Here is a 19,185-nt window from a genome sequence, read left to right as displayed (position 1 = left end):
CTGCTAGTCCCCCTTCGGGGTCAGCCGGAGCAGGCGGCGCTGGAGCCACGTGACCAGGGCGATCATCGCCATGAAGATGATCGACTGGGCGGCGGCGTAGCCGAACTCCGAGTTGGCAAAGGTGCTGTAAATGCGGGTGGACAGGATGTCCAGCGAGCTCTTGGGCGGGTTGCCCGCGATGCCCAGGATCAGGTCGAACGCCTTGAACGACTGCACGGTGGTGTAGGCCACCACGATGGATGTGGCCGGGGCCACGAACGGCCAGGTGATGGACTTGAACTGTTGCCATTTGTTGGCGCCGTCCATTTCCGCAGCCTCGTAGAGTTCCTTGGGGATGGACTGAAGGCCCGCAATGTAGACCACCATCATCTGGCCGGAGTGGAACCACACCTGGGTGACGGCCACCCAGTACAGGGCCTGGGCGTCGTTGCCGAGGTAGGCGCCGCCGTCCACCCCCACCGTCTTGAGGACGGAGTTGGCCAGGCCGAAGTTGGGGTCGTAGATGAACTTCCAGATGAAGGCCACCGACACCGAGGACAGGATGGTGGGGAAGAAGAACAGGGCGCGGAGCAGGATGCTGCCGCGCGAGTTCTTGGTCAGGAGCAGTGCCAGCACCAGCGAGAACAAGGTCTGGGCGATCACCACCAGCAGCACGAACTTCAGGTTGTTGGTCAGTGCGTTGGTGAACAGGGAGTCCTTGGTGAACGCCCGGACGAAGTTGTCCACACCCACGTAGTTGAAGGCCGCCGAGAAACCGTTCCAGTCCGTGATGGCGTACTGGAAGGCCTGCAGCGTGGGCATCACCAGGAAGAAGGCGACGACGGCGACGGCGGGCAGCGGGAAAAGGTACAGTGCCGGATTCACCCGGGTAGGGGAGCGGCGGCGCACCTTGGCAGGGTTTGCGGGTGCAGGGCTGTCCGGCGCCTTGTGCTTGGCAGCCGTTCCGGGATGGATGCTCATAGCCGTTCGTCAACAATCTTCTGGGCGGCAGCGGCTGCCTGCTCCGGGCTGGTGCCGGAGATGACGGCCGTGGCACTGGCCTCCACCGCGTTGCGGACATCGAGGTTGTTGAACTGGAACCGGGCTGCGAGCGCCGTCTTCTTCTGCAGCCAGGGGCTCAGCCGCTTCAGGTCCGGGTTGGTGTACTCGACCTTGTCCACAGACACATGCTGTGCCGTCTGGTTGGCGTAGTAGCCCGCGTTCTCGGGTTCGGAGAGGAAGTCGATCCACGCGGCCGCGGCGGCCTGGTTCTTGCTGGCCGAGTTGACGCCCAGAATGAAGGTGGCGTTGTAGGCGCCCTCGTACTTGCCGTTGCCGTCGGCTGTGGTGTTGGGAAACACCAGGTCGATGGGGAACTTGGCGCCCAGCCCGCGGACCGCGGCGATGTGGTAGGAGCCGGTGGCCAGCATCGCGGCCTTGCCCTGGGAGAACAGGTTTTGGGCCGGCTCCACCGCGGTGCCGGTGGCATTGGGCTGTACGAACGGGGCCAGGTCCTTGTACTGTCCCAGCATCTTCAGGAACCAGTCATCGGTGCACTTGAGCTTGCCTTGCTCAATCTGGGCGCACATGTCGTCTACCGGGGCGTTGTTGGCGATCATGCAGTTGAACAGCTGCCCGCCGTTTCCGACGTCGCCGCCGGGCCAAGAGATGGGGATGACACCGGCGGAGGCGAGTTTCTCGCACATGGCCAGGAAGGCATCCCAGTTCTTGGGGGCAATCTCGGCGCCGGCCTTGTCGAAGAGGTCCACGTTGGCCATGGGCATGGGGAACACCACCTGGTAGGGCAGGCCCAGCTGGCTGTCGCCGTTCTGTCCGGCGGACAGCAGCCCCTTCTGGTAGTTCTTCACTGCCTGGCTGTCTTTCAGCTCAGTGTAGATCCCGGCTTCGGTGAAGTTCTTGAACTGGGCGCCGCGGAAGGTGGCGAAGGCGTCGCCGATGGAGCCGCCGCGCAGCTTCTGCAGGGCCTGGGCGTTGTAGTCGTTGGAGGTGGAAATGTCCTGGGCGATCTCCACGCCGTCGTGCTTTGCCGCGAAGCGCTTGATGAGCTCGTCAAACACGGCTTTGTCCTCGCCGCGCCAGTGCGCGAAGGAGACCTTGCCGGTAATCGCGCCCGTTGACGGGGCGGCCGGTCCGCTGGCGCCTCCGGGTGCGGTGGAACCGCCTGGCCCGGCGCACGCCGCCGCGGTGGCGCCGAAGCCCAGGGCGCCGAGAATGGCCATGGCCTGCCTGCGTGAAATCTGACTCACAATAATCTCCTCGTTGAGTGTTTGCTGTGCCTTGTTTGCTTGCTACAGAGAGGGGTTGCCCCGGCTACGTTTCGGCGCTCCAACCGCGCCTAGGCGTGGGTCCGTTGGCTGGAAACGACGTCGTCCACCACGGCGCAGAGGCGCTGCAGCCGCCGGACGGCGTCCGTGGAAAGGGATTCGACGACGTCGGGGGCCCCAATGCAGGAGGCCCACACGGCGCGTCCGGAGAGGAAGCCGCTGGCGCCTTCCAGGCAGGCCCAGCGGACGGCGTCGGGGAAGACGTCTTCGGGGACACCCGAGGACAGGACCACCCAGGGCCCGTCGATGGCCTTGGTCAGTTCGGCGCACGCGGCGCGGACCTCGGCTTCGGAGGCCTGGCCCTTGAAGGGGACCTCTGCCTTGTAGAGGTCGGCGCCCAGGCTGCCGAGTTCCTTGGCAGCGGCGAGGATGCCGGCGTTCCAGTCGAAGTCGCCGCCGGCAAGGGGCTTGCGGGAGACGGGTTCGATGATGCTGATCAGTCCGGCGGACCGGCAGCTCTCCACGAATTCGCGGACCATGGACACCCGGCCCTCGGCGGGCTCGTCGGGGCGGTAGAGCACCAGCAGCTTGAGGGCCTTGGCGCCGAGGGCCTTGTACTTGTGCGGCTCCACCAGGCGGTCGATGGTCACTTCGCCCACCAGCTCGTCGTGCGCGGACTCGAAGTGGTCCGCCGAGGCGATGAGTCCGCAGCCGGGGTCCACGACGCCGGCCTCGATGGCCTGGTCAAGGGCAAACTGCCGGTCGATGAGGATTCCCGAGGCATAGGGGCTGAGGATCCGTGCGGCCTCCAGCTTGAAGTCCTGCAAGTCCTGGTCGGTAACGGGCTTGTCCGTGTGCTCGGCGAACATGTTGCGCATGGCTTCGCGCTGGTCCACGGCGAGCATCGCGAAGGCGCCTGAGGGGCGCTGCAGGGGGGAAAGGTCGGTGTGGCTCATGGGCTGCTTCTTTCTGCTTGCTGGTGATTGGCTAGGCAGGTTGGTTGGTGGCAAGTTCGGAGGTGGCGGCCTGGTGCGGGATGGCCGAGCGGCCGTCCAGCCCGGCGCAGGATGCGGCGGCGGTGCGGCCGGCGAACGCGGCGGCCTCCACCAGCGGGAGCCCGGCCGCGACGGCGGCGAGGAGCGCCCCGTGGTAGACGTCGCCGGCGCCCAGGGTGGAAACGATCTCTGCCGGCGTGGCCGGCACGTGGACGGGTTCGCCGCCCCGCTCCAAAACCCAGGCCCCGTCTGCGCCGGCGGTGGCGACGACGGCGGAGGCGCCGTCGTCGACCGCCTTGCCCAGGAGCGCCGCGGGGGAGAGGTCCGCGCCGTACTCGGCGGCGAGCCTTTCGATGGTGGGGACGTAGAGTGCGACGCCGCGGGGGCTGAAGGACGGTATGGGGTTGCCGGCGTCCACGCTGATGTTCAGGGCGGGGGTGCCGTCCAGGGCGTTCCAGCCCAGGTGGTCCGTGTGGACCCATGCGGCTGATTCGAGCAGTTCGAAGAACCGGCTCCCGGCGGGGAAGCTGACCGGGGGCACCGGCCGGGTGACGATGGCGCGGCTTTCGGTGGCCCGGCTGACGATGATCACGCTGGCGCCGGTCTTCACGCCGGGATCGCGGATGACGGCGGAGGTGTCCACGCCCTCGGCCTCAAGGCCGTGGATGATGCGGTCACCCTCCTCATCGGTGCCCAAGACGCCTGCAAAGGCTGTCCTTGCCCCTGCCCGGGCTGCTGCCACAGCTGCGGTTGCCGCCGGGCCGCCGCCGGCCGTCGCAAAGTCCGTGGCAACCGTGCGGCTGTCCGCGGCGGGATAATCCTGCACCAGGGCAATGGAGTCAAGAGTGGCGCATCCTACAAAGAGCAGGGTTCCAGTTGACGGTTGGGGCACGTTCCACCTCGTTGTAGTTCCGGCTGGTACTGAAGAAATATACACACGCCATGTTGGAAAAACAACACTTTCTGTATAGTTGTGTTTGGGATGCAACGCCGCGGTCCCCCCACTCAACTTAGAGAAACGGAGCAGCTCATGTCATTGCCTACTGCGGAATCAGTACGGACAATCCGGTACGGCCTCATCGGAGCCGGCCACATGGCCCGTGAACATGTCAGGAACCTTGCCCTGATCCCGGGAAGCCAGATCACCGCAGTTTCGGATCCCACGCCGTCGTCCCTGGAGGAGACGGTCAAGGAGATCGGCTATGAGGTCCAGACATTTCCTTCCCATCAGGAACTGCTGGCATCAGGGCTGGTGGACGCCCTCGTGATCGCCAGCCCCAACGACACCCACCTGGGCATCCTCAAGGACATTTTCGCCAGCGGAACCAACCTGCCCGTGCTAGTGGAGAAGCCCGTGTGCACCAGCGCGGAGCAGGCAGACGAACTTGAGGTGCTGGCCGCCAACTACTCCGCACCCGTATGGGTTGCCATGGAGTACCGGTATATGCCGCCGGTGCAGGAGATCATCCAGGCGGCCCACGGCGGCAGGCTTGGCAATATCCACATGCTCTCCATCGTGGAACACCGCTTCCCGTTCCTGCACAAGGTGGACGCTTGGAACCGCTTCTCCGAACGGACCGGCGGCACTCTGGTGGAAAAATGCTGCCACTTCTTCGACCTGATGCGGCTGATCCTGCAGGACGAGCCGGTACGGGTCTATGCCAGCGGCGGCCATGATGTGAACCACATGGACGAGGTCTACGAAGGCCGGGTCTCGGACATGGTGGACAACGCTTACGTGATCGTCGACTTCAAGGGCGGTCGCAGGGCCATGCTGGAGCTGTCCATGTTTGCCGAAGGATCCAAGTTCCAGGAACGGATCTCCATCGTGGGGGACGCTGCCAAGATTGAAACCCTCATCCCGGTAGCCGCCAACCACTGGATTCCCGGAGATGAGGCTGAGGCGACTGTTGAATTCAGCCCACGGTCCCCGCTGGGCCCCGAAAAGCATGAGGTTCCGGTCGATGAGGCTGTCCTGGCGGCCGGCGCGCACCACGGCTCCACCTACTATGAGCACCTGGGCTTCCGGAAGGCCATCCTCGGTGAAGGTCCGGTGGAGGTCACTGTGGCGGACGGCCTGCAGTCCGTTCGGATGGGCCTCGCTGCTGAACGTTCTATTACGGAGGGCCGCCCCGTTGAGCTTGGCACTGCCGCCGTCGGGGTACGTTCGTAAGAAGATACGTGTTGGAATTGCAACATCCCGCCAGGCTCCTGCCCGGCGCATTGGGGAGGGAGAACGGCCGATGAGTACCGCACATGAAGAGGCGCCGCTGACACCCCGCCAGCGCACCATCCTGGACGAGCTGGGCCGGAGGGGGTTCATTTCGACGAACGACCTGGCGGAGACATTTGCCGTTTCCGACATGACCGTGCGGAGGGACACCCGCGTCTTGTCCAGGCGTGGACTGGCCCGGGTGGTCCACGGTGGCGTTAGTGCCGTGGACGGGCATGGGCAGAACGCAAACTTCGCGGCGCGCGTCCGTGAGGACGCCGACGCGAAGCTGCGGGTGGCCCGCGCCTGTCTATCGCTGGTGGGCGAGCGGGATGCCATCATCCTCGATGCCGGCACCACCACCTACCAGATCGCGCAGGAACTGCCCACGTCCTTCACCGGCACCATCATCACGCACTCCGCGCCCGCCATTCAGCGCTGCCTGCAGCTGACGGCGGCACGCACCATCTGCCTGGGTGGGGAGTTGCTGCTGGACAGTCAGGCATTCAACGGCCCCATGACCATCAGCGCCGCCGCCGGGCTGCGTGCCAAGACAGCCTTCATCGGAGTCAGTGGCATCCATGATGAGGCCTTCTACATTGAGCGCGATGTTGAGCGCGCCACTAAGATCGCCCTTATGAATTCAGCGGAACAGGTGGTGGTGGTGGCAACCCATCAGAAGATGCTGCGGTACGCACTGGCGCGGCTGGAGGGTTTCGACGCCGTGGACATCCTGGTGACGGATGCGCCGCCGCCGCAGGAAATCGAGAATGCCTTGAGGGCCGCCAACGTCAAGCTGATGGTGGCCGCATGACCGCCCGCCTGCGCGTCTGCCTGCCCGCCCGGAACCTGATGGACGCACTGGCGCCGATGGACGGCGTCGACTTTGTCCTCTGGGACCTGACCGGGCCGGCGCCGGAAGGTCGGCTGGACCTGCTCGTGCCCGGGTACATGGGCAAACCGACCGCGCTCGCCGCGCTGGAGGGCGTCGACGTCGGGCTGGTCCAGAGCCAGTCCATCGGGTACGACGGCGTCGCCTCGGTGTTGCCGCCAGGGGTCACCTTCGCCAATGCGGCGGGAGTCCATGAAACGTCGACGGCGGAACTCGCCGTGGGTATGATGATTGCCGCCCAGCGCGGCATTCCGGACTTTGTCCGTAACCAGGAGGCTGGTGCCTGGGACAACAGCCAGCGGCCCAGCCTGGCCGACCGGCGCGTGCTGCTGGTGGGTTACGGCGGAGTGGGCAAGGCCATCGAGGCCCGGCTCCTGCCGTTCGAAACCGAGGTCACCCGGATGGCCAGCCGCGCCCGGGACGATGAGCGCGGCACCATCCTCGGAATCGACTCGCTCTACGACCAGCTGCCGCTCCACGAGATCGTGGTGGTCAGCGTCCCCCTGAGCGAAGACACCCAGCAGTTGGTGGACGCGAAGTTCCTGGCTGCCATGCCGGACGGCGCCCTGCTGGTCAACGTGGCCCGCGGTCCGGTAGCGGACACCGGGGCGGTGCTGGCCGAGACGTCCAGCGGACGCCTCCGGGCAGCGCTGGACGTCACCGATCCCGAACCGCTGCCCGCTGACCATCCCTTGTGGACAACCCCCGGCGTGCTCATCACTCCGCACGTGGGCGGCGCCAGCTCGGCCATGTTCCCCCGGATGGTCCGGCTGCTCCGGAAGCAGATCGGTCTGCTGCTGGAGGGCAAGGACCCGGTGAACGTGGTCCTTCCTTAACCGCTGCGGCTCCGGCCCCTATGCTTGGCCCATGTCCACATTTGAAGTCCGCCGCAGTACCGTCATCCCTGCCGCCGCCGAAGAGATTTTTCCGCTGGTCAACAACTTCCACGAATGGACCGCATGGTCCCCCTGGGAAACGATCGACCCCGGCATGAGCCGCCGCTACTTCGGCAGTGACTCCGGTGCGGGGGCCGGGTACGAATGGAGCGGCAACCGCAAGGCGGGCAGCGGCACCATGGAGATCGAGGAGTCCCTGCCTTCGAGCCTGGTCCGGATCCGGCTGCAGTTCACCAGGCCCTTCAAGGCACTGAATCCCACTACGTTCAGCTTCACCCCTGTCCAGGGCGGCACCGAGGTGACTTGGCGGATGACCGGGGAGAACAAGGGCCTGGGCAGGGTGTTCGCGCTGTTCATGAACATGGACAAGATGGTGGGTGGCGACTTCGAGCGGGGACTCGCAGCGTTGGCTTCCACCGTTGCGGCACGGAAGAGCTGAGGCGTCCAGGTGGGCGCTGTGGACCAGGCGCTGTCCCAGGTTGAGGAACCGGACCGCAGCTGCCTGCAGCACGTGGTGGAGCTTGCGCGGTCCCTGGCGCCCGACGCCACGGAGGGCATGAGCTACGGCATGCCCGCCCTCAAGCTGGACGGAAAACCACTGGTGGCCGCCATAGCCACGGCAAGGCACCTCTCGATCTTTCCGTTCTCCTCCACCGTGGTGGAGGCGGTGGCGGACCGGCTCGAGGGGTACTCGCTGTCCAAGGGAACCATCCGCTTCACCGCGGACCACCCCGTACCCGACGACGTGCTGGCGGACATCGTCCGGCTGCGGATCGCCGAAATCCGGAAGTAGCAGTGCTGCAGGCGGGACCTATGGTCCTTCCCGCGCGGTGCCTGCATGCCTAGCCTGTTGCCATGGCTGACACTCTCGCGTCCCTTGCAGACTCCTTCAAGAACATGGGCGTTGCCCGCGCATACCGCCCGCCAGTGAACCTGGGCGGGGAGGACATCGTGCCGGTGGCGCTGGTGTCCTTCGGCTTCGGCGGCGGTACGGAGTCGGACCAGGGCGCATCTGGCGGCGGGGGCGGCGGCTTTGTGGTTCCGCTGGGGGTGTACCGGACGGTTAATGGACGCGCTGCTTTCCGCCCCAACACCATCGCCATGCTGGTGTTCCTCGTCCCCTTGGTCTCTGTCGCCGGTGCGGCGATGCGTAGAGCGGTGCGGGCCGCCCGGAAATAGGCCCCCGCCACGTGCCCGGTGACGGTCAAAAAATCCCCTATATCGCCCCGGCGCATTCGGTTCCATAATGGCCTCGTAGACTTCGGGAACCTCCCGCCGCTGTCCTGTGCCACGGCGGAGCCAGAGGTTCCAGGCGGCCGCCCCGGCAATCGGCGGGAAGGACGGCCACGAGGCCCGGCGGGGCACGGCCGGACTGGTTCAGGGGGAGAGCAACGCCATTAACGCACAAGGAGTCCGTCATGCTCAAGGATCTGCAAGTCATGCCTGTACTGCCCGCAAAGGACATTGACAGGGCAAGGGAGTTCTACCGGGACAAGCTGGGCCTCGAACCCACCCAAACCATTGACAACGACAACCTGGTCTACCAGTGCGGCAACGGTACCGGGTTCCTGCTCTACCGGACGGACAATGCCGGTTCGGCGAAGAACACGCAGATGGGCTGGGGAGCCGAAGACGTGGAACGGGAAGTTGAAGAGCTGCGGAGCCGCGGCGTCGTCTTTGAAGAGTACGACATGCCGGGGCTCAAAACCGAGAACGGCATCGCGACCATGGAAGGCATGGGGAAGGGTGCGTGGTTCCTCGACAGCGAGGGCAACATCCTGAACATTTCCTCCATCCCCGTCACGTAGCCAACCCCCCCGCCACCAGGCGCATACTCGAACACCTGGCAGCACAGACAGAATGACGACGCCGGCACTTGCCGCCTAAAGCACCCGCACCCGGGTGCCTGGCAGCGGCAGGCCGGCGCCGCCGTCGTAAGCGGCCTTAAAGGAAGGCACGGGCATGGGTGTGGAAGAAGTGACGCCGGAGACTAAAGGCGTCTCGGTGGAGTTGCTGGCGACCGTTGACCTTGACGGCGAAATCGAAGGAATGGAAGGCCGGCAATTGCGGATGCGGAGGGTCACGATCGAGCCCGGCGGGGTCTTCGGTCCCCTGCATGACCACGTGGGGCGGCCCGGCACTGTGTACATCCTGCAGGGATCCATCACCGACCACCGCGATGGCGAGGCCCGGGAATACGGGCCCGGAGTGGGCTGGCCCGAGGACCGGAACACCAACCACTGGTTGGAGAACCGGGGAACGGTTCCGGCGGTGGAAATCTCCGTGGACATCGTCAACAAGCCTCCGTCATAAATCCACGGGTTGTAGAAACCGGTGGCCTAACGGCTTTGTTCTGGGTATCTTGTCCATACCCGTGGTTGAGCAGTCAGCTGGCAAGTTACTCATGGGAGCTGATGATGGACGCCGCTGCTGACCGACCACCTGCCGGAACCATTCGTGCCGGCGCCCACGCACAGGGCAGGGTGTTCCATGCCTTCCGCCGCTGGCCGCTCGTTCCGGCCGCCGATCTGCTCCTGCTGCGGCACGCACTCGAAGACTGCGATGTCTCCCTGGAACCGGACCAGTCCTACGCCCTCCGATGCCTCGTTGAGGACGAGCTCATGCGCCGCTCGGCGCTTCCGCCCACCCCAGGCGACTAGACCGCCGTGGGCCGGCGACGCGTGATGTTGGGGGACCGGCCCACGGCCAAAACAGAGAACCACGAGCCCGCCGCACGTCAAACGGCGGGCTCGCGGCGTCCCAGCGCCATCCGCAACGCGCCCAGGAGGGTGAGCCGGTTCCGCCTGGTGACCGCAAAAACGGCCGCCATGCCGGCCAGCAGCACCACGACTCCACCGCAGGCCACGGACCAGCGGGCGCCGAACTGGCTTCCGATCCAACCGACCAGCGGCGAACCCAGGGCGGTGCCGCCCTGCAGGATGGCCAGGTACAGGGCCAGCACGCGCCCGCGGAACTCTGGCTCCACGGATAATTGGATGCTGGTGTTGCAGCTGTTCAGGAAGGTGATGGATGCCAGCCCTACGGGAATGAGGATGATGGCGTAGACCCAGAAAGAAGGGGCCACGCTGCCCAGGATCGTGAAAATACCCAGCCCCAGCGCGCCGCCCAGCAGGAACCTCAGCCGCGGACGGGACCGGCGTGCCGCCAGGAGGGCCCCGGCCAGCGTTCCCACCGCCATGATTGACCCCAGAAGCCCGAATTCGCTGGGGCCCATGCGGAACTCGGTGGTGGCCATCAGGGAGTTGATGACGGGGAAGTTCATGCCGAATGCGCCCAGGATGCCCACCAGGACCATGATCAGCATCAGGTCCGGCCGGCGGCGCACATACCGGACACCCTCGGCCACCTGGTGCTTGTTCCGGTCGCCTTTTGCGGGCGTGGCGGGCTGGCTGACGCGGATCCGGAACAGCGAGACCAGGACTGCCGCGAAGCTCGCCGCGTTCAGCAGGAACACCGGGCCGGTACCCACCCAGGCGATAAGTACCCCGGCAATGGCGGGGCCGGTGAGCCGGGCGGTGTTGAAGGATGCGGAGTTCAATGCCACCGCGTTGGAGATGTTCTCCTGCCCCACCAGTTCCGAGACAAAGGCCTGGCGCGCGGGCGCGTCCACCGCACTGGCGACGCCCAGGCAGAAGGCCGCCACGTACGCGTGCCACAGTTGGGCGGTCCCGGTGACCACCAGGAGGCCGATGGCGAGGCCGGTGAACGCCATGGCCAGCTGCGTCCACATGAGGATGATGCGCTTCCTGTACCGGTCGGCGAGCACACCGCCGTAGGGGCCGAACAGCAGCATGGGCAGGAACTGCAGGCCCGTGGTGAGGCCGACGGCGGCGCCGGAGTGGTCGGTGAGGACGGTCAGGACCAGCCAGTCCTGGGCCACGCGCTGCATCCAGGTGCCGATGTTGGAGACGATCGCGCCGCTGGCCCAGATGCGGTAGTTGGGGTTCTCGAGGGCCCGGAACATCGCACTCATTTGCCGCTCATTTCCTGCATGATGCGGGCCGCCCGGCTGAGGGTGAGCCGGTCTTCCTCGCTGAGCCCGGCCACGCGCTGGGCCAGCCAGGCCGTGCGCTGGTTGCGTGCTTCCGCGAGGACCGCCCTTCCCGCGTCGGTGATGTCCACGCGGACCTGCCGGCCGTCGTCGGGGTCGGCGCTTCTGGTAACAAAGCCCTGGTCGGCGAGCGCGTTGACGATCCTTGTCATGGACGGCGCCTGGACGTGTTCACTTTCCGCAAGTGCCCGCAAGGTGCTGGGGCCGCTGCCGTTCAGCAAGGCCAGGACGGTGTACTGGCCCGGGGTGATGATGTCACCGGTTGCCTCGACGCGGAGCCTGCGGGACGTGCGCATCACGGCGGTGCGGAGATCGATGGCGAGGGTGTCCGGGGCGGTGGGGTCTGCAGCTGTCTTGTTCTTCGTTTCGGTAGGGGACATGTATTCGGGTGCGCCTCCTGTTGACGTTCCTTAGCAGTGCTAATTAGTTCTGCTAACTATTATGGTCCGCTTGCTTATCATTGGGCAACAGTCGGTGGAGTGGGTTTGGCAACATTTTCCGTGAGCCGCGGGGGTGATGGCCGTGCCCCCGGCTCTGGCCACTCAGGCTTCGCGGGCGTAGGCTCTGTCCACCATGACCGAGCAGCAGCCCTATGAGTTGATCCGGCGCTATCCGCATTTCGAACTGCGCCGGTATCCGGAGTACGCCGTGGCCGAAGTGACGGTCACGGCGGACTTTGACCGCGCCGGCAACGCCGCCTTCCGGCATCTTTTCAACTACATCAGCGGCAACAATGCTGCCCGGCAGAAGTTGGCCATGACCGCCCCGGTGCTCCAGGAGCCGGGACCACAGAAGTTGGCCATGACCGCCCCGGTGATCCAGAGCGGCCCGCTGCCCGGGTCTTCGGCGCCCGCCGAATTTTCGGTGGCCTTCGTTCTTCCGGCTGGAGTGACTGCTGAAACTGCTCCAGTACCTACGGATCCCAGGGTCAGGGTACGTGCTGTGCCTGGTTCCCTTGCCGCAGTCCTGGGTTTCTCGGGCAGCGGGTCCGCAGCGGCCTTCCAGAAGCGCAACGAGGGACTGCAGGCGGCGCTCACCCTGGCCGGGCTGTCGCCTGCTGGTGCGCCGAGGTTCGCCCGTTTCGACCCGCCGTTCAAGCCGTGGTTCCTGCGGCACAACGAAGTGGTCCAGGATGTGCTCGAGCCTGCACCTGGTGGAGCGGCGCCGCGCGCCTAGCCGGAAGTAGCGGGGCCCTTTCATCCCACCCCAATCCGATACTTTCCTTTATGCTCCGGAAAGATCGGCGGCAGGACAGGTCTGCCCCTAACGTCACCATTCCCATTCAGGGTCCTTTCATGCTGTTTTTCTGCGCCTTCGTCTGCCGCGGCCTGCGCTTAGGAGTCTTCTCCCACTTCTTTTTTCCTGTTGTTATTGCTGAAACTTTACGATAGTTTCTCACTGTGATGCAGGTCGCACTGGTGGGAGCCCGCGGCCAACATGCCAACCAAAGGACGATGATGACCAGCGAGCACAGCATGAGTACCTCGGAACACCGCCTCAAACACCTGCACCAACGGCTGGGCGGCATCGCCTATGGGGGCGACTACAACCCCGAACAGTGGCCCCGCGAGGTGTGGGACGAGGATGTCCGCCTCATGAAGGAAGCGGGCGTCAACCTGGTCACGCTGGCCGTCTTTTCCTGGAGCCGTCTTGAAACGGAGGACGGCGTCTACGACTTTGGCTGGCTGGACGAGATCATGGGCCTGCTGCATGCGAACGGGATAGGCGTGGACCTGGCCACTCCGGACGCCGTCCCGCCGGCCTGGCTGATCACCCGGCACCCGGACATCCTGCCGGTCCTGGCGGACGGTTCCACTTTTGGTTTCGGCTCCCGGCAGCACTTCGATGTCTCCCACCCTGTCTATCGGGAAAAGTCCCTGGCCATGGCGGAGAAGATGGGGGAGCGCTACGCTGCCCATCCGGCCCTGTGCATGTGGCATGTCAACAATGAATACGGGCCGGTGTCCTACGGCCCGCACGCAGACCGCGCCTTCCGGTCATGGCTGCAGGCAAAATACGGGGACCTGGAAAACCTGAACCGCGCCTGGAGCACCGATGTATGGGGCCAGCGCTACTCCGACTGGTCACAGGTCAACGCCCCTGCCCAGCCCCGCACCTGGTCCAACCCGTCCCGCCGCCTGGATTACCACCGCTTCACCTCAGACAGCATGCTGGAGCATTACAAGGCCGAACGGGACATCCTGCGCCGGTACACGCCGGACCTGCCGATCGTCACCAACTTCATGCGCTTCTACAAGAACAACGATTACTGGGCCTGGGCTGCCGAGGAAGACGCTGCCGCCCTGGACATCTATCCGGACCCACGCGAAGAAGACGCCCACGTGGCTGCGGCCCTGAACTTCGACCTGATGCGTTCCCTTCGCCGCGGCCAGCCCTTTCTGGTGATGGAGCAGGCCACCGGGGCAGTCAGCCAATGGCCGGTCAATGTCTCCAAACTCCCCGGCAAGATGCGGCTGGGTTCCTACCAGGCCCTCGCCCAGGGGGCTGATTCCATTCTTTTCTTCCAGTGGCGCCAGGCCAGTGGCGGCACCGAACGCTTCCACTCGGGCATGGTCAACCACGCCGGACCCAATACCCGCATCTTCCGGGAAGTGTGCGAACTGGGCCAGGAACTCAAGGGCCTGGGCAGCATCACAGGGACCCGCTCCAGCGCCAAGGTGGCCCTTGTCTTCGACTGGGACTGTTGGTGGGCCCTGGAATTGGGTAATTCCCCGCGCTCTGACCTGAACTACACCCAGGAAGTCCTCCGCCTTTACCGGCACTTCTTCGACGCCAATATTCCCGTGGACTTCGTGGACACCAAGAGCGACCTCAGCCAGTACACTCTGGTGGTCCTGCCGGCGTCGTACCTGCTGACCGACGAGTCTGTGAACCGGTTTGAGGACTACGTTGCCGGCGGCGGCCATCTGGTGGCCAGCTACCTCTCCGGCATTGTGGACCCGGACAACACCATCCGCCTGGGTGGCTACCCCGGAGCGCTGCGCAACGTCCTGGGGGCCTGGAGTGAGGAGATGCATCCGCTGTCCGGTGAGGGCGAGGCAGTCAAGCTTTCAACAACCGACGGCGGCACGGCCTCAGCGGATTACTGGACCGAACACCTGCACACCACCACGGCGGACGTAATAGCGAGCTACGCCTCCGGCCGGCTGGACGGCTCGCCCGCTGTCACACGTAACAGCTTTGGCGCCGGTACGGCCCTGTACCTCTCAGCCCGCGTGGACAGCACCTTCCTGGCGGAACTGCTCGACGCCGAATGCAGCGCCGCGGGGATCCGTCCCGAACTCGACGCGCCGCTGGGAGTGCAGGCCCGCCGTCGTGCCGGCAACGGACGCAGCTTCCTGCTGGTCCTGAACCACAACGACGCACCCGCCAGGGTGGACGTGAAGTCAGGTGGCAGAGACCGGCTCACCGGAGCGGACATCACCGGCACAGTGGAACTCGCCGCCAATGGCGTCCTGGTGCTGGAGGAAAAACCCATAAACGACGCAACCGCAGGAACGGGCCGGTAGGAGGCAGTCATGGCCATGCGATTGGAAGTACCTCCCGAGGCGGCCTCCGCGGACGCCGACGCGGGAACCGACAAACCGCGGAACAAACCCGGCGGCTGGAAGCTGGCCATCAAACGGGACTGGCGGCTCTACACCCTGGTGCTGCTGCCGCTGGCCTACTTCGCCATCTTCCGGTACCTGCCCATGGCCGGCAACGTGATCGCTTTCCGGCAGTTCCAGCCCGGCGGGAGCATCTTCGGTGAGAAATGGGTGGGCCTGAAATACGTCACCCTGTTCATCGACGATCCCAGCTTCTGGCAGGCATTCCAGAACACCATCATCCTGGGTGTGTTGACGCTGCTGTTCTGCTTTCCCATGCCCATAATTTTCGCGCTGATGCTCAACGAACTGCGCTCGCAGAAGTTCAAGAAGTTCGTCCAGACCGTGGCGTACCTGCCGCACTTCATGTCCGTGGTGATCATCGCCGGCATGATCCTGCAGAACTTCTCCATGACGGGCACGGTGAACCAGATCGCCAACACGGTGTTCGGCACCACGGTGAACTTCACCCAGGACGCCGCCTGGTTCCGGCCCATGTACATCAGTTCGGAGGTTTGGCAGACCATGGGCTGGGGCGCCATCCTCTACCTGGCGGCCCTTACCAGGGTGGACGAGTCCCTGTATGAGGCGGCCCGGATTGACGGCGCGAACCGCTGGCAGCAGACCTGGCATGTGACCCTGCCTGCCATCCGGCCCACCATCATTACCCTGCTGATCCTTAACATCGGCACGTTCATGGCCGTGGGTTTCGAGAAGATCGTGCTCATCTACAACCCGCTGAACTACGAGACCTCCGACGTCATCTCCACCTACCTGTACCGGGTGGGCCTGGAATCCAGCAACTTCAGCTATGCAGCGGCGATCGGCATGTTCGAATCCGTCATCGGCCTCACGCTGATTCTCTCCGCCAACGCCATTTCCAAGCGGCTCGCAGGAACGAGCCTCTGGTGAAGGGGGCAACTGTGAAAGGGACTGCCGTGAAAGCAACCGGCGTGAAAGCAGCACCAAAGGACACCGGTGTCCTGATTAAGGACATGAAGGTTTCACGAAGCATGCAGGTGTTCCGCGTGGTGAACCTGGCCTTCCTGCTGGTGGTGGTGTTCCTGACCGTGTATCCGTTCCTGAACATCCTGGCGCAAAGCTTCTCCAGCGAGGGGTTCATCAACGCCGGCCAGGTCAACCTGTTCCCCATGGGCTTTAACACCGAGACGTACCAGCTGATCCTGGCCGACTCGACGTTCTGGCGGAACTACGGCAACACGGTCCTGTACACAGTGGTGGCAACAGCCATCTCGATGGTGCTCACCACCAGCTTCGCCTACGCCATTGCCAAGAAGGACCTGAAGGGCCGCAGCGTGTTCATCGGCATCGCGGTGTTCACCATGTTCTTCAACGGCGGACTGATCCCCAACTATGTGCTCATCACCTCGCTGGGAATGCGGGACACCCTCTGGGCCGTGGTGCTGCCCAATGCCATCAGCGTCTTCAACCTGCTCATCATGAAGTCCTTCTTCGAAAACATGCCGCGGGAACTGGAGGAAGCGGCGGCCATTGACGGCCTCACCCAGTACGGCGTGCTTTTCAAGGTGGTCCTGCCCCTGAGCAAGGCCATCGTGGCCACCATGGTCCTGTTTTACGCCGTAGCCAACTGGAACTCCTGGTTCCAGGCGTTCCTTTACCTGGACAACCCGGACCTGTTCCCGGTGACCATCTACCTCCGAAACATGATTGCCGGCGTCACCACGGCAGGCTCTGCCGGCGGTACGGCCGAGAACGTGGGCCAGATCGCCGCGAACATCCAGTCGGTCACCATCGTCCTGACCGTCATCCCCATCCTTTGCGTCTACCCGTTTGTCCAGAAGTACTTCTTTTCGGGCGTCATGCTCGGCTCCGTCAAGGAATAACCCGTTATGAAAGGAAAACCCATGATCCGCAGACGAGACTTCCTCGGCCTGTCCGCGCTCGCAGCCTTCGGCCTGGTGATGGCGGGGTGTGACTCCGATTCCGGCAGCAAGGCCGACACCTCCAAGGCCCGCAATGGCGCGATGGACAGCTTCGGCCTGGGGGATACGTTCAAGGCGACGACCCCGCTGAGCTTCACCTTTCTGTTCAGTGACCAGCCCACCTATCCGTACAAGAAGGACTGGCTGCTGTTCACCAAGATGGCCAGCGACAACAACGTCACGCTGGAACCCACCATCGTCCCCAACAGTGACTACGAACAGAAGCGCAGCCTGCTGATCAGCTCCGGCAAGGCTCCGGAGATCATCGCCAAGACCTACCCGGGACAGGAGAGCGCATATGTGTCCTCCGGCGCCGTCCTTCCGGTCAGTGACTACGTGGACCTCATGCCGCACTACCAGGACAAGATCAAGAAGTGGAAGCTGGAACCTGAGATCGCCGGCCTCACCCAGCAGGACGGCAAGTACTATGTCCTGCCCGGCCTGCACGAGGAACTCTGGCCGGACTACACCCTGGCCTTCCGGACCGACATACTGGAAAAGGACGGCATTGCCGAGCCCAAGACCTGGGACGAGTTCCGCGAGGTGCTGCGCAAACTCAAGAAGAACCATCCCGACGTGGTGCCGTTCTCCGACCGGTTCAACGGCAACAGCGTGCTGAATATTGCCGGTACCGCGTTTGGCACCGTCGCAGGATGGGGCCTGGTGGACGGCCTGACGTTCGATGAGGGCAAGAAGGAATTCGCCTTCGGTGCCGGCAGCAGCCAGTTCAAGGACCTGGTGACCTACTTCAACTCCCTGGTCTCAGAGGGCCTGATGGACCCGGAAAGCTTCACCCAGACCGATGACGCTGCCATCCAGAAGTTCACGTCCGGCAAGTCGTTCGTTATCAGCGCCAACTCCCAGAACGTCATCACGTACCGCACCTCGATGGAACAGTCCCTGGGCAAGGGCAACTTCGCCGTCCGCAAGATCACGGTGCCCGGTGGTCCGGCCGGCGACATCATCGGCGGCTCCCGGCTGGAAAACGGCATCATGCTGAACTCATCCGTCAAGGACAAGGACAGCTTCGTGGCGCTGATGCAGTACATCGACTGGCTGTTCTACAGCGACGAAGGCCAGGAGTTCGCCAAGTGGGGCGTGCAGGGCACCACCTACAACAAGGAAGGGGGCAAGCGCGTCCTGGCCAAGGACATCAACTTCCAGGGTCTGAATCCGGCGGGAACCAAGGACCTGCGCGTGGATTACGGTTTTTCGGGCGGCAACTTCGCCTACGGCGGCACCACGGACCTGCTCCAGTCCACCTTCAACGAGGAGGAGCTGGCATTCCAAAAGGCCATGAAGAGCAAGAAGCCCAGGCCCGTTGCCCCTCCCGTGCCGTTCAGCGACACCGATCGGGAACAGGCAACACTGACCCTCACGCCCCTGAAGGACCACGTCAAGCAGAACACCCTGAAGTTCATCACGGGCCAGCGAAGCCTCTCCGAATTCGACGCCTACGTCAAGGAGCTGGACAGCAAGGGCATGGGCAAGTACGTAGAGTTGGCCAACAAGGCCTACAAGGCATACGCCGACAAGAAGTAGGGCGTACGACGGCGGCCGCGGGCTGTCAGCAGTGACCGAAAGGCAGTCAGTGGTTCAGAAGAAGGCGGAGTACGGTGCCGGCCCCCTGTTCAGGGCGGCCGGCACCGTGGCCGGCGTGATGGTGGGCTCGGCGCTGCTGGTGCTCGCCAACGCACTGCTGCTGGTGGCGCTGCCCGCGGTGCCACTCGTTGGGGCGTGGTTGCCCGTCGTCGCCCTCCTCCCGGCGGGACCGGCCCTGGTCGCATGCATGTATGCGTTCAACCGGCTGCTGGCCGGGCAGGAGACCGGGGTGTACCCGGACTTCCTGCGGGGCTACCGGATGAATGCCGGCCCGGCCGTCAAGATCTGGATGCCCTACCTGCTGGTCCTGGCCGTGGTCGGCGTCAACCTGGCAGGGCTGCCCTTCCTGCTGGGTTCTGCCAATCCCGTCGAACCGGCCCTGCGGCTGGCGTTGCTGGTCCTCGGGCTGCTCGTGGCCACCGCGGGCCTGAACGCGCTGCTGCTGTTGTCCCGCTTTTCGTTCCGAACCAGGGACATTTACCGTCTGTCCCTGTACAGCTTCAGTGCAAGCAAACGCGTCTCCTTGGGCAACGCCGGCATCCTCTTCCTGGCCGCAACCCTGCTGCTGATGACCACCACGTACCTGCTCCCCGTCCTCGGCGGCGCGGTGGTGTTCCTGGTGTGCCTGAACTCCCGGCCGCTGCTGCGCCTGGTGGAGGAGAAGTTCACCGCTGCCTAGG

21 protein-coding genes are annotated in these 19,185 nt (G+C 64.6%); 15 read left to right on the top strand and 6 right to left on the bottom strand.

What is annotated here, in order from left to right:
• Positions 1 to 3 precede the first annotated feature (3 nt).
• The 4 genes from QFZ60_RS15825 to QFZ60_RS15810 all read right to left on the bottom strand — a co-directional run bounded on the left by QFZ60_RS15825 (position 4) and on the right by QFZ60_RS15810 (position 4,151).
• Positions 4 to 960: a carbohydrate ABC transporter permease gene (locus QFZ60_RS15825; RefSeq protein WP_307091681.1), complete on the bottom strand. Its 957-nt coding sequence runs from the start codon at positions 958 to 960 to the stop codon at positions 4 to 6.
• A complete protein-coding gene (locus QFZ60_RS15820) occupies positions 957 to 2,246 on the bottom strand; it encodes an ABC transporter substrate-binding protein (protein WP_307091678.1) in 1,290 nt (429 codons plus the stop codon). Before QFZ60_RS15820 ends, QFZ60_RS15825 begins: the two co-directional genes overlap by 4 nt.
• Before the next feature lie 89 nt (positions 2,247 to 2,335).
• A complete protein-coding gene (locus tag QFZ60_RS15815; RefSeq protein ID WP_307091676.1) occupies positions 2,336 to 3,220 on the bottom strand; it encodes an aldolase in 885 nt (294 codons plus the stop codon).
• Between the two features lie 31 nt (positions 3,221 to 3,251).
• Positions 3,252 to 4,151 (bottom strand): PfkB family carbohydrate kinase, encoded by a 900-nt coding sequence (locus QFZ60_RS15810; protein WP_307091674.1) that lies wholly within the window; start codon positions 4,149 to 4,151, stop codon positions 3,252 to 3,254.
• Between the two features lie 138 nt (positions 4,152 to 4,289).
• Between QFZ60_RS15810 and QFZ60_RS15805 the strand changes: the two genes are divergently transcribed.
• The 9 genes from QFZ60_RS15805 (at position 4,290) to QFZ60_RS15765 (ending at position 9,919) form a co-directional block, all read left to right on the top strand.
• Positions 4,290 to 5,432 carry a Gfo/Idh/MocA family protein gene (locus tag QFZ60_RS15805; protein WP_307091672.1) on the top strand — a complete coding sequence of 381 codons (1,143 nt, stop codon included), beginning with the start codon at positions 4,290 to 4,292 and terminating at the stop codon, positions 5,430 to 5,432.
• A gap of 70 nt (positions 5,433 to 5,502) precedes the next feature.
• Entirely contained in the window at positions 5,503 to 6,285 is a 783-nt protein-coding gene (locus QFZ60_RS15800) for a DeoR/GlpR family DNA-binding transcription regulator (protein ID WP_142120227.1), read from the top strand.
• Positions 6,282 to 7,199: a 2-hydroxyacid dehydrogenase gene (locus QFZ60_RS15795; RefSeq protein ID WP_307091670.1), complete on the top strand. Its 918-nt coding sequence runs from the start codon at positions 6,282 to 6,284 to the stop codon at positions 7,197 to 7,199. Before QFZ60_RS15800 ends, QFZ60_RS15795 begins: the two co-directional genes overlap by 4 nt.
• A 31-nt stretch (positions 7,200 to 7,230) precedes the next feature.
• Entirely contained in the window at positions 7,231 to 7,698 is a 468-nt protein-coding gene (locus QFZ60_RS15790) for an SRPBCC family protein (RefSeq protein ID WP_307091668.1), read from the top strand.
• 9 nt (positions 7,699 to 7,707) lie between these two features.
• Entirely contained in the window at positions 7,708 to 8,052 is a 345-nt protein-coding gene (locus tag QFZ60_RS15785; RefSeq protein ID WP_307091666.1) for an iron chaperone, read from the top strand.
• Between the two features lie 62 nt (positions 8,053 to 8,114).
• Positions 8,115 to 8,438 (top strand): hypothetical protein, encoded by a 324-nt coding sequence (locus tag QFZ60_RS15780; RefSeq protein ID WP_307091665.1) that lies wholly within the window; start codon positions 8,115 to 8,117, stop codon positions 8,436 to 8,438.
• A 239-nt stretch (positions 8,439 to 8,677) separates the two neighbouring features.
• Positions 8,678 to 9,067, top strand: coding sequence for a VOC family protein (locus QFZ60_RS15775; protein WP_056331924.1), 390 nt, complete (start codon positions 8,678 to 8,680; stop codon positions 9,065 to 9,067).
• 154 nt (positions 9,068 to 9,221) lie between these two features.
• Positions 9,222 to 9,572 (top strand): cupin domain-containing protein, encoded by a 351-nt coding sequence (locus QFZ60_RS15770; protein WP_307091662.1) that lies wholly within the window; start codon positions 9,222 to 9,224, stop codon positions 9,570 to 9,572.
• A gap of 65 nt (positions 9,573 to 9,637) precedes the next feature.
• Positions 9,638 to 9,919, top strand: a complete 282-nt coding sequence (locus QFZ60_RS15765; RefSeq protein ID WP_307091661.1) for a hypothetical protein — start codon at positions 9,638 to 9,640, stop codon at positions 9,917 to 9,919.
• A 77-nt stretch (positions 9,920 to 9,996) separates the two neighbouring features.
• Here the strand turns inward: QFZ60_RS15765 and QFZ60_RS15760 are convergent, their stop codons facing one another.
• Positions 9,997 to 11,253: an MFS transporter gene (locus QFZ60_RS15760; protein WP_307091659.1), complete on the bottom strand. Its 1,257-nt coding sequence runs from the start codon at positions 11,251 to 11,253 to the stop codon at positions 9,997 to 9,999.
• A complete protein-coding gene (locus QFZ60_RS15755) occupies positions 11,250 to 11,711 on the bottom strand; it encodes a MarR family winged helix-turn-helix transcriptional regulator (protein ID WP_307091658.1) in 462 nt (153 codons plus the stop codon). Before QFZ60_RS15755 ends, QFZ60_RS15760 begins: the two co-directional genes overlap by 4 nt.
• Before the next feature lie 193 nt (positions 11,712 to 11,904).
• Here QFZ60_RS15755 and QFZ60_RS15750 point away from each other — a divergent pair, with 193 nt between their 5' ends.
• From QFZ60_RS15750 to QFZ60_RS15725, 6 genes are all read left to right on the top strand, one after another.
• Complete coding sequence (locus QFZ60_RS15750) at positions 11,905 to 12,507, top strand: heme-binding protein (protein WP_307091656.1); 603 nt, start codon at positions 11,905 to 11,907, stop codon at positions 12,505 to 12,507.
• A 299-nt stretch (positions 12,508 to 12,806) separates the two neighbouring features.
• A complete protein-coding gene (locus tag QFZ60_RS15745; RefSeq protein WP_307091654.1) occupies positions 12,807 to 14,861 on the top strand; it encodes a beta-galactosidase in 2,055 nt (684 codons plus the stop codon).
• A 9-nt stretch (positions 14,862 to 14,870) separates the two neighbouring features.
• Complete coding sequence (locus tag QFZ60_RS15740) at positions 14,871 to 15,851, top strand: sugar ABC transporter permease (RefSeq protein WP_307091652.1); 981 nt, start codon at positions 14,871 to 14,873, stop codon at positions 15,849 to 15,851.
• A gap of 83 nt (positions 15,852 to 15,934) precedes the next feature.
• A complete protein-coding gene (locus QFZ60_RS15735; protein ID WP_235008953.1) occupies positions 15,935 to 16,804 on the top strand; it encodes a carbohydrate ABC transporter permease in 870 nt (289 codons plus the stop codon).
• 6 nt (positions 16,805 to 16,810) lie between these two features.
• Positions 16,811 to 18,445, top strand: a complete 1,635-nt coding sequence (locus QFZ60_RS15730) for an extracellular solute-binding protein (protein WP_142120249.1) — start codon at positions 16,811 to 16,813, stop codon at positions 18,443 to 18,445.
• A gap of 49 nt (positions 18,446 to 18,494) precedes the next feature.
• Positions 18,495 to 19,184, top strand: a complete 690-nt coding sequence (locus QFZ60_RS15725) for a DUF624 domain-containing protein (RefSeq protein WP_307091649.1) — start codon at positions 18,495 to 18,497, stop codon at positions 19,182 to 19,184.
• Position 19,185 lies beyond the last annotated feature (1 nt).

The organism is Arthrobacter sp. B2I5 (assembly GCF_030816735.1).
In the GTDB taxonomy this organism is placed as follows: domain Bacteria; phylum Actinomycetota; class Actinomycetes; order Actinomycetales; family Micrococcaceae; genus Arthrobacter.
This window is presented reverse-complemented; position numbering and strand designations above follow the sequence as displayed.